Below are 14,990 nucleotides of genomic sequence, written 5' to 3'. Positions count from 1 at the left end.
ATGGGACCCAAGAGCCCGCCGATAATTATGTGGTTCCGACAGGATTTGCGACTGTCGGACCATCCTGCACTCAGCGCTGCTTCGGCAACGGGGCGGCCAATCATTCCGGTCTATATTTTCGACGATCTCGGGCAGGCCTTGGGTGCGGCTCCTAAATGGCGCCTCGGCAAGGGCCTTGAGGTGTTTGACCGCGCGTTGGCGCAGTTGGGAAGCCGTCTGATCTTGCGGCGCGGGGATGCGTTGGAGGTTATGCAAAACCTGATCAAGGAAACCGGATCCACCGAGGTCTATTGGTCTCGGGCTTACGATCCGGACACGATTGCCCGAGATACAAGGATCAAGACGGCTCTGACCAAACTGGGCGTACAGCCCAAATCGTTTTCCGGGCACCTGCTTTTTGAGCCCTGGACCGTCCAGACCAAGACCGGAACGCCTTTTCGCGTGTTTACACCAATGTGGCGATCGGTACAGAGACGCGAGGTTCCATTTCCACATGCGCGACCCGCCGCGCTGACCCCACCGAAGGAATGGCCGCATACAGATACTCTGGAGTCGTGGGGAATGGCCGCGGGAATGAACCGCGGGGCATCAGTTTGCGCCCGCTATGTACAGCCAGGGGAAGACGCAGCGTTCAAAACGCTCCATCGGTTCTTGGAACGGCTTTCGGGGTATCCCGAAGCCCGGGATCAGCTGGCCGAGGATGGAACGTCGGGCATTTCCGAATATCTATCGCTTGGTGAGATTGGACCGCGTAGCGTCTGGCACGCCCTTCAGGGCGCAGAGATGTTCGGCATGTCCGGAACCCAAGCCTATTTGCGACAGTTGGTTTGGCGTGAATTTGCCTATCATTTGATGTTCCATACGCCTCATTTGTTAAGCAACAACTGGAAACCGGAATGGGATCAGTTCCCTTGGGGCCAGAACGTCTCTAGCCCCGAGATCATTGCTTGGAAGCAGGCAAGGACAGGCATTCCCGTGGTCGATGCTGGGTTGCGACAGATGTACGTCACAGGTCGCATGCACAATCGCGCCCGGATGATTGTCGCCAGCTATTTGACCAAACATCTGATGGCGCACTGGAAAATCGGTATGGGCTGGTTTTCCGATTGCCTGACCGATTGGGATCCGGCCTCAAATGCGATGGGTTGGCAATGGGTTGCTGGGTCCGGCCCAGATGCGTCCCCGTTTTTCCGTATCTTTAACCCCGAGGCGCAGCAAAAAAAATATGATCCCCATTGCGACTATGTACGGAAATGGGTGGCCGAAGGACAGTCAAACCCGCCCTCGAGCGCACTTGATTATTTTGAAGCCATTCCCTGCAAGTGGGGTCTTGATCCGTCTGCGCCATACCCAAACCCTGTTGTGGGTTTGGCCGAAGGACGCGCGCGTGCCTTGTCGGCCTATGAGGGCCGAAAAAGCCGGTAAAGAACTGAAAACTTGCCAGAAACACAAACTCGTTTTAGCCTTCTATAACAACCGCACAGGGGAGAGCGGATGGTTCTAACTACAATCGAAGGGCAGACAGACCTGCCAAGATATTTTGCACATGTTCTGAATATGCTGAACCAGATGGAGCGGGGGCAGCTTGATATTGCCTTGCCAGACGGTCGTGTATTTCGAACCGAAGGCAAACGCCCTGGGCCTGTCGCACGGGTCGATATTCACAATCCGGACGTATTTGCACGACTTATCCGGGAGGGTGAGCTGGGGTTTTCAGACGGATATCTGGAAGGCGATTGGAGCACACCAGATCTGCGTGCCTTCATGGATCTAGTGCATCTGGGTACCGAGACCGTGTACGACGATTTCACCGGGAAATTTCTGGTACAGGCCTATGAACGCCTGCGCTTTTGGCTGCATCGAAACAACCGTCGACAGGCTAAAAAGAATATCTCTTATCATTACGATTTAGGTAATGAATTCTATGGGTTATGGCTGGATGATACCATGACCTATTCCAGTGCATTGTTCGAAACCGGACAGGAAAGCTTGGAAAAGGCACAAACCGCTAAATACGCCAGTCTGGTTGATGAAATGGGTGCCAAACCCGGTGACCATATTTTGGAAATCGGCTGCGGATGGGGTGGTTTCGCCGAATATGCAGCAAAAGAGCGTGGCCTGCGGGTCACAGGCTTGACGATCAGCAAGGAACAGTTGAGCTTTGCCAGACAACGTATTGAAAAAGAAGGACTTACAGATTTAGTTGATCTGAAGCTGCAGGATTATCGTGACGAACGGGGCCAATATGACGGGATCGCCTCTATTGAGATGTTCGAGGCGGTTGGTCAGAAATATTGGCCGGTTTATTTCGACACTATCCGTGATCGCTTAAAACCTGGCGCACAGGCAACGTTGCAAATCATTACCGTTGGCGATCATCGCTGGGATGTGTATAAGAATGGTGTTGATTTCATTCAGAAATATATCTTTCCGGGTGGGATGCTTCCGGCTCCGACAATTCTGCAGGAGCAGGTGGCGAATGCGGGTCTGACCGTGGTGAAGTCAAAAGAATTCGGCAAAAGCTATGATCTGACACTGCGCCGCTGGTACGAGACGTTCAATGACAAATGGGACGAGATTTCGGGAATGGGGTTTGATGAGCGTTTTCGCCGCATGTGGAATTATTATTTGACCGCTTGCGGCGCGGCCTTTGACACCGGCAACTGTGATGTGACACAGATCACCATAGCGAAACCTACTTAGTAAACGGACCTTTGGAATGCCCAGCGCCTCACGTCTTGTCGCAGCCCTTTGTCTGGCGGTGGTGGCATTTCTGGTTTCCAGTATGATCATCGCAAATGGTGAAGAAGGCAAAAGCTATGGCTACTTCACTGTCGTCAACATGGCACTTGGGGTCGCGTGTGGTTGGAAAATCATGGGTAAACGGACCGGCAAAGGGTGGACCGCTGCCGTCAATAACGGACTGACAGGCATTGCCTCGCTGGTGTTTTGGGGACTTTTCGTTCAGGGCACCTATGAGATGTTCCGCTTGGCCATGCGCCACCGTTATGATGGACCGTTCGAGGCCCTTACTGCGATTTTCAAAATCAGCGTTGGCTATGGCGAACAGTTGTTAGCTCCGGAAATTCTGTGGACTTTGGCTATTGGCGCTCTTATCGCCGGTTTGGCGACGGAAGAAGCAAGCCGCCGCTGGCGCTAGCACCCAAACACCAACGCGAGATACCCTTGTGAACGATCTGTTTTTCTATGGCACGCTTCGGCATTTGCCACTGCTGCAACTGGTGCTTGGCCGTCCGCTGTCACGCCTGACTTTGTCAGAGGCCAAGCTGAAGGATCACGCGGTTTACGGCGTGCGCGACGAGGCATTTCCGATGATCAAGCCAGAACGTGGGGCCGTTGCGGATGGCCTTCTTGTTCAGGGCCTCGAACCCGAGGATTTCAGGCGACTGATTTTCTATGAAGGGGGGTTTGATTATGATCTGCAGCGGCAGCCCGTTGAATTGCCCGATGGCTCTGTTGTCGAAGTCAGCGTGTTCTTTCCCGAGCCTGACCTGTGGTTGCCCGGTGAGCTATGGTCCTTGCAGGACTGGGCAGACGCGTGGGCGGATCTGACCCTAACCGCCGCTCAAGAGGTCATGGGCTATTACGGCAAGGCCGATGCCCTCAAGATCGCGCGCAGTTTTCCGTCGATCCGAACCCGCGCTTGGGCCAAGCTGGCTGCACGCAAACGCGGAACCGGTGACGCGCGTGATCCGAAGAAGGATGTGATCGTACACGAGCATACCCATGCCTATATTGACTATTTCGGCATGCAGGAGGTTCAGCTTCAACACCGCCGGAATAACGGCACAATGGGGTCGGTGCTGAACCGCAACGGCTTGATGCAGGGCAGTGCTGTGGTGGTTCTGCCATATGATCCGGGGCGTGATGCGGTGCTTTTGGTTGAACAATTTAGGACGCCGGTTTTCCTGATCGAAGACCCCGAGCCGTGGATGTGGGAACCCGTTGCAGGCATGATTGACCCCGGTGAAACGCCGCAACAGGCTGCGCGGCGTGAGGCGATGGAAGAGGCCCAGATCAGCCTCAAGTCGCTTGAATTTGCCGGAGAGGCCTATTCGTCCAGCGGATCGTCCACCGAATACGTCTATCTTTACGTAGGGTTGGCCGATCTTGAGAAAACGATAGACGATGGCGGGTTGGCCTCGGAAGGTGAGGATATCCGCACCAAAATCATTCCCTATGCTCAGTTCATGGATCAAGTCGACGGGCATGGGTTCAAGGATTTGCCGCTATTGTCACTGGCGCATTGGCTGGCTCGGAACAGAGACAGGCTGCGTGGGGCGTGATCGCGGCTTGTGGTTGTTGCGTAGCATCTGTAAATCTTCGTTGATACGTAAAGAAATGAGGGCGCCATGCGCATTGCGAAAGACCTTGCCGACGCAGTAGGGAAAACTCCGTTGATCCGGCTGCGCCGTATCAGTGAGGAAACCGGGTGTGAAATTCTTGGCAAGGCCGAGTTCATGAATCCTGGTCAATCGGTCAAGGACCGTGCCGCTCTTTATATCATTCGCGATGCCATAGCACGGGGCGACCTGAAACCTGGGGGCACCATCGTTGAAGGCACCGCTGGAAACACCGGTATCGGTCTGGCGCTTGTCGGGGCGTCGATGGGCTTCAAGACCGTGATCGTGATCCCGGAGACCCAGTCCGAAGAAAAGAAAGACATGCTGCGTCTTGCGGGTGCACAGTTGGTTCAGGTCCCGGCAGCGCCGTATCGCAACCCGAACAACTTTGTACATTACTCTCGCCGTCTAGCTGAAGAACTGGCGCAGACGGAACCCAATGGCGCAATCTGGGCCAATCAGTTCGACAACGTCGCCAACCGTCAGAGCCATGTCGAGACCACCGGCCCCGAGATCTGGGAGCAAACCGGCGGTAAGGTCGACGGCTTTGTTAGTGCGGTTGGTTCAGGTGGCACGTTGGCCGGTGTGGCCGAGGCCCTGCAGCCCAAAGGCGTCAAGATCGCATTGGTCGATCCGATGGGGGCCGGGTTGTATTCCTATTACAAAACCGGTGAGATCGCGATGGAGGGAAGCTCGATCGCGGAAGGTATTGGGCAGGTGCGGATCACCAAGAACCTTGAGGGGTTCAAACCGGATTTCGCCTATCAGATGACGGATAACGAAGCGTTGCCCTATATCTTTGACCTTCTGCGCGACGAAGGTCTGGTCATGGGCGGATCGACCGCCATCAACATGGCTGGCGCCGTGCGCCTGGCCAAGGATCTGGGTCCGGGCCATACCATTGTTACGATTCTGTGTGATTATGGCACGCGCTATCAATCCAAGCTGTTCAATCCGGAATTCCTGCGCGAAAAAGAATTGCCTGTTCCTGATTGGATGACCGAGGCGCCGCGTAGCATTCCGGGCGTTTTCGAGGACGTATGATGTTGCGGCAGGTCCGCCTGTTTCTGGCCCTTGTTTCACTTTTGTTTGCAGTTCTGTCTGGCCCTGCAACGGCCCAGCTTTCGGATCGGCAAAGTGACTACTATCAGGGTTGGGTAAAAACGGCGGATCGGGCCGAAGATGTGATCGAGGCCAATCGGGCCTCGAACGCTTCGCTGGAAAATCTGCGATCGGAAATTCATACCTATCGAGATGTTTTCAACAGCGCGCGTGGTGCAAATACCGAACGTATCCAGACCCTGGAAAGCCAGATCAAGGCTTTGGGTCCCGGACCGGAAGGTGATGCAACCGAACCGGAAGACATTGCTACGCTGCGTTCACATCTTGAAAACCAACTGAACGCGCTGCGGGTGCCGCATATCATTTCCGACGAGGCCTTCAGTCGCGCCAACGGATTGATTGCAGAAATTGACCAGATCCTGCGAAATAGGCAGAAAAAAGAGCTGTTGGAGCGCGGCCCATCGCCACTGAACCCCAGCTATTGGCGACCAGCCTGGGTTGACCTGACTGAAGCCGGCCGAAGCCTTTTCAACGAGGCTGTGCAGAACTACCAAACAGACGTGGTGCATGAGCAGCTTCGCAAACAGGGGCTTGGAATTCTTTTGCTGGTCTTCGTGGCCATTGTTTTGCTGGGCTATGGAAAACGTTGGTCCGAGGCTGCCGGGAACTATCTGCGTACCATAGGGGGGCAGGGAACTGGTGTATGGACATTCCTGACATCGCTGTTTCGGATAATTCTGCCATGGCTGGGTGTTTTGTTGCTGGTAAAAGCCGTCGTATTGACGGGGATATTGGGATTGCGGGGAACCCTTCTGATAGAAAACGTACCGTTTTGGGCGGCCATTGTTCTGTACTACGACTGGATTGGTCGTCAGGTCTATGTAATGCAGCAGGCGCAGGGTTTCAGAAAGCTCTCGCCAAAGCGGATCACCGAGCTTCGAATCTACCTGGATCTGCTTGCCGTTTTTCTCATTTTGCACGATCTTGGGAACCTTTTCGAACAGATCGAGAATACTTCGGATGCGACGCGCGCGGTTGTGGGCTTCCCAGTTATTCTTGCAACTGCTCTGGTTCTGTTGCGTGCGCGGCAGATACGGCTTGCCGAGGTGCAGGCAGAACCTGATGGCAATGCCCGTGGAACCGGTGTTATCCAGCTGGTCGAATTCTTGCGCCGAGCATTGTTCCTGTTGGGAGTTGTCAGCCCAGTTCTGGCCGCCATCGGTTATAACAACGCGGCTGAGGCCATTGTTTTTCCAGCAGTAAAATCGTTGATCCTGATTGCCGCACTGATCATCCTTCAACGATTCCTGACTTCGGTTTACGGATTGATAACCCGCAAGGGAGAGGCAGCCCGGGACACATTGTTTTCGGTTCTGATTGGCTTTGCCATGGCCATTTTGGCCCTGCCGGTTCTGGCGCTGATCTGGGGCGCACGCGAGACCGATTTGTTAGAGGCATGGTCGCGGCTCCTTTTGGGGTTCGACATTGGGGGCGTGACCGTCTCGCCCAGTAATTTCTTTACTTTTCTGGTGGTCTTCCTGATCGGATACGGGCTGACACGCGCCCTGCAGGGTGGGTTGCGGACCTCATTGCTGCCAAAGACGAGCATTGATCCCGGTGGTCAAAACGCGATTGTTTCTGGGACGGGGTATGTCGGTATCTTCCTGGCAGCCTTGGTCGCCATCATGGTTGCGGGTTTCGATCTGTCGTCTCTGGCCATCGTGGCCGGGGCGCTATCTGTCGGGATCGGATTTGGTCTGCAAACTATTGTCTCGAACTTTGTGTCCGGCATTATTCTTTTGGTCGAACGTCCGATCTCAAAAGGCGATTGGATCGACGTAAACGGGATGATGGGTTATGTGCGCGACATCTCGGTACGCTCGACCCGAATTGAGACCTTCGATCGAACAGATGTCATTGTCCCGAACTCGGACCTGATCAGCGGTGTTGTCACCAACTATACCCGTGGAAACACGATCGGACGCGTCATTGTCCCGGTCGGGGTAGCCTATGGTACCGATACCCGCGTGGTCGAGACAATCCTGGGCGAAATCGCCAACGCACATCCGATGGTATTGGCGAATCCGGCACCCAGCGTAGTGTTTCAGGGGTTCGGTGCGGATTCTCTGGACTTTGAAATCCGCGCCATTTTGCGGGATGTGAATTGGGTTCTTTCGGTGAAGTCCGACATGAACCATGAGATCAATCGCCGCTTTGTCGAAGAGGGGATCGAGATACCGTTTGCTCAGCGTGATGTCTGGCTGCGAAACCCCGAGGCCCTTCAATCGTCAGGTAACGCGCAAATGCCCCCATCTGAGCCTGTTTCAGAGACAAAAGCGCCCCCGGCCTCTTCGCCCGCCGAATTGACCGAGGCTGATCTTTCCGACGGTGATGGTGACGAACCCTGAGGCAAGTTCGGGCCTGAATCGAGCCAGAGAATTTTACACTAATCGGGCCTTGCAAATCCCCAGGCGATAGTCCAAATAACGCCCGCACGGAGAGGTGGCCGAGTGGTCGAAGGCGCACGCCTGGAAAGTGTGTAGGCGGGAGACCGTCTCCAGGGTTCGAATCCCTGTCTCTCCGCCACAACACCAGCTCTTGTCTTGGACGCTTAGGTGTTTCACATCTCAGACATTGTTTTGGAGCCCGGAGCAAAAAAGGCTCGGTAAGCGTTTCACAAAACCCATGTTGAGCGAAATTATCCAATTTAGATGGCCCCGAATTACTGTTTCTTTCAGGCAAGGGAATTTCAGGATGCGAGGCAGTCAAAATGTTGGTTAGGGCCTATTCCTGTGTCGGTTGGGTAACTACAGGTGAAAACTCGGCGCTCGGCTTGTTCGCTGATGCGTCTGTTGGGATATCAATACATCTACAACGCCAAGTGAACGCTGTTCCTTGGCTGGTCCGTTTTGCGATAGGTGCGCCGCAAAATTGCGCCCGGAGGTTAGATGTTACTGTCTGTCGTCATTCCATGCATGAACGAAGAGGAGTCGATCCCCTTACTGGTGGAGCGCCTGATCGCTGCGACTGAACAGTGGAACGCCGAATCCGAGATTATTCTGGTGGATGATGGGTCTAATGACGAAACATGGCGCGCAATCTGTGCCCAAAGCGAGTTTCACCCGCGTATTCGCGGTTTGAAGCTATCGGGTAACCGCGGTCACCAGATCGCTCTGACAGCGGGGCTGAATGCAGCCCTAGGGCAGCGGATTTTCATGTTGGATGCTGATCTGCAAGACCCGCCGGAGCTTTTGTCGGACATGATGGCGATGATGGATCAGGGTTATGATGTGGTTTATGGGCGTCGGAGTGAGCGAAAAGGCGAAAGTTGGATTAAGAAAGTAACAGCTCATGGTTTCTACCGCATATTGAACCGGCTTTCGGACGTACCCATTCCAAATGACACGGGTGATTTCCGGCTTGTTAGCCGTCGGGCGCTGGATGCGGTTCTGAGTATGCCGGAACGCGCGCGGTTCGTTCGGGGCATGTTCGCTTGGGTTGGTTTCCGTCAAATCGGGATCGAATACATCCGCGACCCACGGATCGCGGGCGAGACCAAATACCCGATGTCCAAGATGATCCGCTTTGCGCTTGATGCACTGGCGAGTTTTTCGATCAAACCGCTGCAGATCGCCACACGAATGGCCTTTCTGACACTGATTATCGCCGCGCTGATGGCGGTCTACGTCTTTTGGTCCTTGATCCTTTACAACGCAGTTGCGGGTTGGGCGTCGACGGTTCTGGTGATCAGTTTCTTCTCGGGTATCCAGCTGTTGACGCTTGGAATCATGGGGGAATATCTCGGACGTCTGTATATCGAGGCCAAAAACCGACCACTCTATTTTGTAGATCAAGAGACCTCAGAGATTTTGGACACCATAGTAGAAGAGAAGACCGCGCAGAAATGAGCGAACGGCGCCGCATAATCCGGTTTGCCATCGTGGGCTTATGCGTGGCTGGTTACTACATGCTGGCTTATCTGGGCCTGTTGCGCGTGTTTCATTCGCCCTGGATCGCCAATGCATTGGCTTTTGGGTCCGCAATCCTGATCCAATATATTGGGCAAACAGTCTGGACCTTCGGGCAGGCGCTGGTGGTTCCTGCACAGTTTGGGCGGTTTCTTTGCATGGTCGGAATTGGGCTGCTGGTTTCAGCTGCGATTACCGGACTGGCCGGCCCTCGTTTTGGCCTGAGCGAAGTTGTCTCGGCCGCTGTCGTTGTAGTTGTTCTACCTGTGATCAACTTCGCGTTCCTACGGCTGTGGGTCTATAAACCGCAGAATTCAACCTAGAGATTGGCAATGTCGCATATCTATTCAAACGAGTTCTTTGACTATATTGACCAGGGCGCCCGGCGGTCCGCAAACAGGCTAATTGCTTGCCTTCTAGGAAAAATCTCTGCGGACAGTGTCGTGGACTTTGGCTGCGGGCGGGGTGTGTGGCTGTCGGAGTGGCAGGCCGCGGGTTGCAAGGATATTGCCGGTGTCGATGGCGACTATGTGGATCGTGACAAGCTTGCGATACCGGCTGAGGCGTTTATCGGTGCAGATCTGTCCGAACCGGTCGAGCTTGGACGCCAGTTTGATTTGGCTCAGTCGCTTGAGGTCGGTGAACACTTGCCGCATGACGCGTCGGCCAGCCTGGTTCAGAGCCTGACCACACATAGCGATCTGGTCCTTTTCTCAGCCGCCGTTCCGGGGCAGGGCGGCGAGTTTCACATAAATGAACAGCGCCTGTCCTTTTGGCAGGGTTTGTTCGCTGAACGGGGATACACGGCCTATGATTGTTTGCGGCCTGAGATGTTCGGGGATCAATCGATCGAACCCTGGTATCGGTATAATTCTGTCCTCTATGCGAACCAATCAGGGGCAGCCCGGCTGTCTCAGGACGTGCTGGATACCAAAGTCGCGCCCGGCGCGTTGAAAGAGGTCGGCAGTTTAGGCTGGACCCTACGCAAGCTGGTTGTGCGTGCCTTGCCCCGGTCGGCTGTCACCGCTATCGCTCAGGTCCGGGCCTCTGCTATTGCAAGGTCATATGGCGACAAATCATGACGGAAAAAACACCTCGGCAGGAGTTTCTTTTTCTGTCCCTGCTTTGCACCGCTGCGTTGTTCCTGATCAACTGGCCACAGCTTTTCGACCCTTTCGTACGTCATGATGATTTCCCGGCGCTGCTGGGCTGGACCGAGATTGCCTACCACAAGGCCTTGGATGAAGGTCGTTGGTTGAACTACTGGTGGCAGTTCCGGCCATTTCTATGGCCCTCACAAATAAGCATGTATCTCTATAACATAGCCTGGGGCTTGTTCTCGGCTGCGGCGGCAGTCGCGATCATGGAGCGTTCGGACCCGATCTGGTACAAAGGTTATCTTGCGCTATTCATTGCGTTTTCGGTTCCAGCATTCCTGATTTCATACTGGTTCAACACGTTGCTGCCGGGGATCTGGGTTATCACCTTGTACAGCCTGGCAGTTCTGTTTCTTCCGCATCGTGTGTCGCTGGCCCTGTTGGTTCTAGCAGTGCCCTTATCCTTCATGGCCTACACGACCTATCCGTTCCTGTTGCTGACACTGATCCTGCTGTCAAACAAGGCACCAAAAACCTATACAAACGTCGCTGTTACGTTGATCATTTTCTTTGTCAGCCTGGTTCTGGCGCTCCTGTGTGTTTACACCCTGAACTACTTCTACCATGGCATATTCGGTATTCCGGTTGCTGAATGGCGTGGGCCGAACGAAGTAAATTCGGTCGATGACCTGCTGCTGAACCTTACCAAGGTCAAAGTATTCCTCCGATCCATCATCTATACAATGGGCGGAGGGACAATCAGCTATGGCTTGATGCTCTTGGCCCTATTTGCAGGCGCCTGGGGGTTCCTGTTTACCCGAAGACGGCTGTTTGCCGTCGCGATCCTGATGGCTGCAATTGCTGGCCTGGCACCGCTTATCCTCAAGGCGATGATGTCGGGGGTGCAGGTCCCTGTCCGGGCATTGAACTGGCTTTGGATCTTGTTTGGGGTCGTGCTCACCACGTGTGGGGTTCAGTTTCTGCAGTCTTCAAAAAGATGGTTAAGTGTTTCGCGTATCTTGTTGATGTGCGTGTTGATGATCAATTTGATGCTCATTGGCAAAACATCGTTTATGTTCATCCCGCCTTGGCAAAAAGCAACGCGCGCATTGGCGCAAAGCCTGCCTGAACAGGCCGAAACCGTGTATATTTATGGACATTTTCTTGGCGTGAATGGTGCGGCAGACGCCAGAGTTCAATTCGAACGGGGGCTGCGGTTGCGGTTAAACTATCTGACCGGGGCCGAGATCATCATGTGCTGGAAGCAGCCCGATAGATGCGATGGGATTACACCTCCGTTCGATCCAGGCGACTGGGTCTCGACGCCTGTTGTCGTATCAACTGGTGACCAGGCCTTTATCCTTTTGCCGCGTCCCAATCTTGGGCCCTGATCAAAAGGTGAGTTGTAACAGGTTTGAGAAAATTCTATGAATGCGCCCACTTGGGCTGTCCGGCATTCAAGGACACATACCCCAACCCCTGTTGGAACACCCGGACATGATTGACCTGAGCGACCACAAACCCCTGCGAAAAAGTCGCAACTATCTGATTTATCAGCACCCCGAGGTCGAAGGGGCGCTGCTGAAAGTGCGGGTGGACGAACCTGTGCGTAGCCATTTTTTGCCGCGTTATGCCGAATGGCGCTATGGCAATCTGCGCCAATGGAACCGCGAAGCAAACGAATATCTGGCGGCGCTCAACCGTGGATGCCCTGAGATCGAAAGGTTGGCGCAATTCATGGGATATGCGCCAACATCAGCGGGCCCGGCGATAGTGGTGGAAAAACTGACCGGCCCGGACGGAGATCTTGCGCCAACCCTGCATTCGGAACGCGTCGCGCTGGCCAAGGATCACGCCGGACGTGAACGTCTTCATGCTGAATTGATGGACCTGTTTGACGATCTCGAAAGCGGCCGGATCATTGTGGGTGACATGGGGTTCGAAAACATCGTTCGTGCGCAGGAAAGAGGCGGCAAGCTGACCGTGATTGACGGCGTTGGCGAGAGGGTTCTTTTTCCGCTGTCACTGGTCAGCGAAACAGCGTTTCGCAAGTCAATCGACCGTCGGCGACAGAGGATGTCGAGTGGCTTTGGTTTAATGAAGACCTGACCACTAAACTGCTACGCGCAAGGGAAACGCGCGTTCGACCTCTTTTGCTATCTCCGCAATCAGCGCTTTTGTCACGGCGTTGCGGTTGTTCATCTGAACCCGCGCGACATAGGCAAGCTCTGGAGGGGTCGGAAAGACATCGTTGATGACTTCCATGTCTGGCGTAATGTGCATCCCGTTCAATAGCGCTATGCCCAGCCCTGATCGAACAGCCGACTGGATTCCTGCTGCACTTGGACATTCCAGGATATTGTCAAAACGGTGGTCCTGCTGCTGACTGTCTTCCATTCCCCACCTTCGGTAGAAACACTGTGTGTCAAAGGACAGAAACGGAACCGGTTCTGACAGATTCAGGCGATAGTCGGGTGATTTGACCCAATGAAGGGAATCCTGAAACAGGATCAGATCTTCGGGCTGCACGTCGTTGCGAAATATCTGAATCACCGCCAAGTCTAATTCACCGGCCTTCAACCAATCCTGAACATTCAGGCTTTGACCAGTGCGGGTTCGTACGCGAACATCGGGGTACAGCCGCGTGAAACGTCCAAGAATTTGGGCGATCCCGCTGGTTGTCGCATCCTCGGTCATGCCAAGCCGCAAGTGGCCGGTGAGCGGCCTGTTACCAAGTGAGGCCACCGCTTCGTCATGCAGAGTGGTAATTCGACGGGCGTATTCACAAAGACGCAGCCCGTCTTCGGTGAACAGGGGGGCACCTTTGCGGCGAGTCAGCAGTTTGCAATTCAGTGCGCGCTCTAAACGGCCGATCTTATGGCTGACTGCCGATTGCGAAAGCGCAAGGTGTCGGGCCGCACTGGTCACACCACCATAGGTCGCGATTGCTAGCAGCGCGCGCAAAGCGTCTATTTCCAAACGTTCGTTCATGAATGCCCATGACAGATTTTGATCATTGAATGATAATCATTCATTTGCGGCAAAGGCAAATGTCAGATTAGGTATCGCGAACACAATGTTCGCGGAGCTTCGAAATGAACAATCTGTACCCGGAGGATATCACAGACTTCGAACATCAGTCGGCATGCAAATCTGGTCCGCTGACGCTGTCTTCTTCTTTCGGCAAAGGTAAGTGTAATTGATGACGGAAGAAAGAACAGCTAACCGCCGCCTGACAACACTGTTTGAGATCACCGGATCGGTTCTGGCAATGGCTTATGCCTTGCTGATTGCTTCGAATATTGGCGCTGAGATTCTTGGATTCTCCCTACTGTTGGTGTCCTCGGCGCTGTTTGCCGCATGGGCATTGATTGATCGGCGCTGGACGTTTTTGCTGTTGCAGGCGTTCTATGCGACCTCTGCCATTATTGGACTGATCCGTTGGGCATAAACTTGGTGTAGGGTTGCCGCCAGGAACTTGTTAGGACGGATCTATGACGGATCAGGACAGAATCGATATCGGCTTTCTGCTGTTTGATGGCTTTCCGATGGCTTGTTTGACATCGGTGATCGAACCCCTGCGGGCGGCCAATGAAATCGCAGGTCATCAAGCGTTTAGATGGTCGCTGGTTTCTGAACGTGGTCAAAAGGTTCAGTCAAGCGCAGGGGTTGGGTTCGAAGCAGATCGCGCGTTGGCGGATTGCAGGAATATCGACATTCTATTCCTGCTCAGCAGCCCGTCTTCGGTCTTTGACAACGCTGTTAGCGGCAATGCCTTGCTGCGTGGTCTTGGGAGGCACGGAACAGTTCTGGGCGGGATCAGCGGTGGCGTATTCCCTCTTGTGCGATCCGGTGCAATGGCAGGTCAGCCGGTCTCGGTCCATTGGTGCTATGAGGCGGCATTTGAGGCCGAGTTTCCCGATATGGACGCCCGGAGCGAAGTGATCGTGCGCACCGTGACGCGCTATACCGCCGCCGGTGCAGCGGCAGGGTTCGACCTGGCACTGCATTTGGTTCACGATCGCTTGGGCGGTGACATTGCGCATGAGGTTGCGTGCTGGTTTCAACATCCGATGATGCGCGGTGCGGCAGTGCGTCAGCAGGTGCCCAATGCGACAGCGCCAAGAACGGGAGACCGCCTTCCACCGCTTGTTTCACGCAGCGTTGAAATGTTTGCCGCCAATATAGGTCAAGCGATCTCGATTGCCGAAGTTGCGAAACAAATGGGCGTCACGCCCCGTCAGATCGAGCGGGCATTCAAACAGGCAACCGGACACAGCCCCAGCCATTATTACCGCGCAATGCGGATGAAGGCGGCGCGTCAGATGGTGGTTTATACCAAAGACCCCATTTCCCAGATCGCGGCCGCTGTCGGCTATGGATCTGTTGCGCCCTTGGTGACACATTACCGGTCGGCTTTTGGCCTGAGCCCCAGCGAGGACAGGCGCCGCATCAACCGTTTCCGGGTTGAGGATAACGCCCCTTTGCCCTCGGTCTAG

14 protein-coding genes and 1 tRNA gene are annotated in these 14,990 nt (G+C 54.5%); 14 read left to right on the top strand and 1 reads right to left on the bottom strand.

What is annotated here, in order from left to right; translation table 11 throughout:
• The 12 genes from AC2FH9_RS01800 (at position 1) to AC2FH9_RS01745 (ending at position 12,600) form a co-directional block, all read left to right on the top strand.
• Positions 1-1,425 (top strand): cryptochrome/photolyase family protein, encoded by a 1,425-nt coding sequence (locus tag AC2FH9_RS01800; protein WP_496870558.1) that lies wholly within the window; start codon positions 1-3, stop codon positions 1,423-1,425.
• Positions 1,426-1,494: 69 nt separating this feature from the next.
• Positions 1,495-2,703, top strand: a complete 1,209-nt coding sequence (locus AC2FH9_RS01795) for a class I SAM-dependent methyltransferase (RefSeq protein WP_496695206.1) — start codon at positions 1,495-1,497, stop codon at positions 2,701-2,703.
• A 16-nt stretch (positions 2,704-2,719) separates the two neighbouring features.
• Positions 2,720-3,160 carry a TrgA family protein gene (locus AC2FH9_RS01790; protein WP_496695208.1) on the top strand — a complete coding sequence of 147 codons (441 nt, stop codon included), beginning with the start codon at positions 2,720-2,722 and terminating at the stop codon, positions 3,158-3,160.
• Positions 3,161-3,188: 28 nt separating this feature from the next.
• Positions 3,189-4,307, top strand: coding sequence for an NUDIX domain-containing protein (locus AC2FH9_RS01785; RefSeq protein WP_496870557.1), 1,119 nt, complete (start codon positions 3,189-3,191; stop codon positions 4,305-4,307).
• 66 nt (positions 4,308-4,373) lie between these two features.
• Positions 4,374-5,408, top strand: coding sequence for a cysteine synthase A (locus AC2FH9_RS01780; RefSeq protein ID WP_142634220.1), 1,035 nt, complete (start codon positions 4,374-4,376; stop codon positions 5,406-5,408).
• Entirely contained in the window at positions 5,408-7,834 is a 2,427-nt protein-coding gene (locus AC2FH9_RS01775; protein ID WP_496749056.1) for a DUF3772 domain-containing protein, read from the top strand. The genes AC2FH9_RS01780 and AC2FH9_RS01775 overlap by 1 nt, the downstream gene beginning before the upstream one ends.
• Positions 7,835-7,922: 88 nt before the next feature.
• Positions 7,923-8,012, top strand: a tRNA-Ser gene (locus tag AC2FH9_RS01770).
• 362 nt (positions 8,013-8,374) lie between these two features.
• Positions 8,375-9,334 carry a glycosyltransferase family 2 protein gene (locus AC2FH9_RS01765; RefSeq protein WP_496709342.1) on the top strand — a complete coding sequence of 320 codons (960 nt, stop codon included), beginning with the start codon at positions 8,375-8,377 and terminating at the stop codon, positions 9,332-9,334.
• The gene (locus tag AC2FH9_RS01760; RefSeq protein WP_496709343.1) at positions 9,331-9,717 is read left to right on the top strand and encodes a GtrA family protein; all 387 of its coding nucleotides are present in this window, start codon (positions 9,331-9,333) and stop codon (positions 9,715-9,717) included. The genes AC2FH9_RS01765 and AC2FH9_RS01760 overlap by 4 nt, the downstream gene beginning before the upstream one ends.
• Positions 9,718-9,726: 9 nt before the next feature.
• Positions 9,727-10,476, top strand: coding sequence for a methyltransferase domain-containing protein (locus tag AC2FH9_RS01755; protein ID WP_496788671.1), 750 nt, complete (start codon positions 9,727-9,729; stop codon positions 10,474-10,476).
• Positions 10,473-11,882: a hypothetical protein gene (locus AC2FH9_RS01750; protein ID WP_496870556.1), complete on the top strand. Its 1,410-nt coding sequence runs from the start codon at positions 10,473-10,475 to the stop codon at positions 11,880-11,882. Before AC2FH9_RS01755 ends, AC2FH9_RS01750 begins: the two co-directional genes overlap by 4 nt.
• Before the next feature lie 40 nt (positions 11,883-11,922).
• Entirely contained in the window at positions 11,923-12,600 is a 678-nt protein-coding gene (locus AC2FH9_RS01745) for a YrbL family protein (RefSeq protein WP_496870555.1), read from the top strand.
• 3 nt (positions 12,601-12,603) lie between these two features.
• Here the strand turns inward: AC2FH9_RS01745 and AC2FH9_RS01740 are convergent, their stop codons facing one another.
• Positions 12,604-13,482 (bottom strand): LysR family transcriptional regulator, encoded by an 879-nt coding sequence (locus AC2FH9_RS01740; RefSeq protein ID WP_496870554.1) that lies wholly within the window; start codon positions 13,480-13,482, stop codon positions 12,604-12,606.
• 211 nt (positions 13,483-13,693) lie between these two features.
• On the opposite strand from AC2FH9_RS01740, the gene AC2FH9_RS01735 reads away from it, so the two are divergent.
• Entirely contained in the window at positions 13,694-13,942 is a 249-nt protein-coding gene (locus tag AC2FH9_RS01735; protein WP_496870553.1) for a hypothetical protein, read from the top strand.
• A gap of 43 nt (positions 13,943-13,985) precedes the next feature.
• The gene (locus tag AC2FH9_RS01730; RefSeq protein WP_142634201.1) at positions 13,986-14,990 is read left to right on the top strand and encodes a GlxA family transcriptional regulator; all 1,005 of its coding nucleotides are present in this window, start codon (positions 13,986-13,988) and stop codon (positions 14,988-14,990) included.

It is taken from the genome of Ruegeria sp. CDSC081, from assembly GCF_059610485.1.
Note: the sequence above shows the minus strand (reverse complement) of the source record. Positions and strands in the feature narration are given on the sequence as shown.

Coding starts and splice junctions, on each gene's coding strand:
- AC2FH9_RS01780 (WP_142634220.1), top strand. CDS start 4,374: ATGCGCATTGCGAAAGACCTTGCCGACGCAGTAGGGAAAACTCCGTTG.
- AC2FH9_RS01765 (WP_496709342.1), top strand. CDS start 8,375: ATGTTACTGTCTGTCGTCATTCCATGCATGAACGAAGAGGAGTCGATC.
- AC2FH9_RS01745 (WP_496870555.1), top strand. CDS start 11,923: ATGCGCCCACTTGGGCTGTCCGGCATTCAAGGACACATACCCCAACCC.
- AC2FH9_RS01760 (WP_496709343.1), top strand. CDS start 9,331: ATGAGCGAACGGCGCCGCATAATCCGGTTTGCCATCGTGGGCTTATGC.
- AC2FH9_RS01775 (WP_496749056.1), top strand. CDS start 5,408: ATGTTGCGGCAGGTCCGCCTGTTTCTGGCCCTTGTTTCACTTTTGTTT.
- AC2FH9_RS01800 (WP_496870558.1), top strand. CDS start 1: ATGGGACCCAAGAGCCCGCCGATAATTATGTGGTTCCGACAGGATTTG.
- AC2FH9_RS01750 (WP_496870556.1), top strand. CDS start 10,473: ATGACGGAAAAAACACCTCGGCAGGAGTTTCTTTTTCTGTCCCTGCTT.
- AC2FH9_RS01790 (WP_496695208.1), top strand. CDS start 2,720: ATGCCCAGCGCCTCACGTCTTGTCGCAGCCCTTTGTCTGGCGGTGGTG.
- AC2FH9_RS01795 (WP_496695206.1), top strand. CDS start 1,495: ATGGTTCTAACTACAATCGAAGGGCAGACAGACCTGCCAAGATATTTT.
- AC2FH9_RS01740 (WP_496870554.1), bottom strand. CDS start 13,482: ATGAACGAACGTTTGGAAATAGACGCTTTGCGCGCGCTGCTAGCAATC.
- AC2FH9_RS01735 (WP_496870553.1), top strand. CDS start 13,694: ATGACGGAAGAAAGAACAGCTAACCGCCGCCTGACAACACTGTTTGAG.
- AC2FH9_RS01755 (WP_496788671.1), top strand. CDS start 9,727: ATGTCGCATATCTATTCAAACGAGTTCTTTGACTATATTGACCAGGGC.
- AC2FH9_RS01730 (WP_142634201.1), top strand. CDS start 13,986: ATGACGGATCAGGACAGAATCGATATCGGCTTTCTGCTGTTTGATGGC.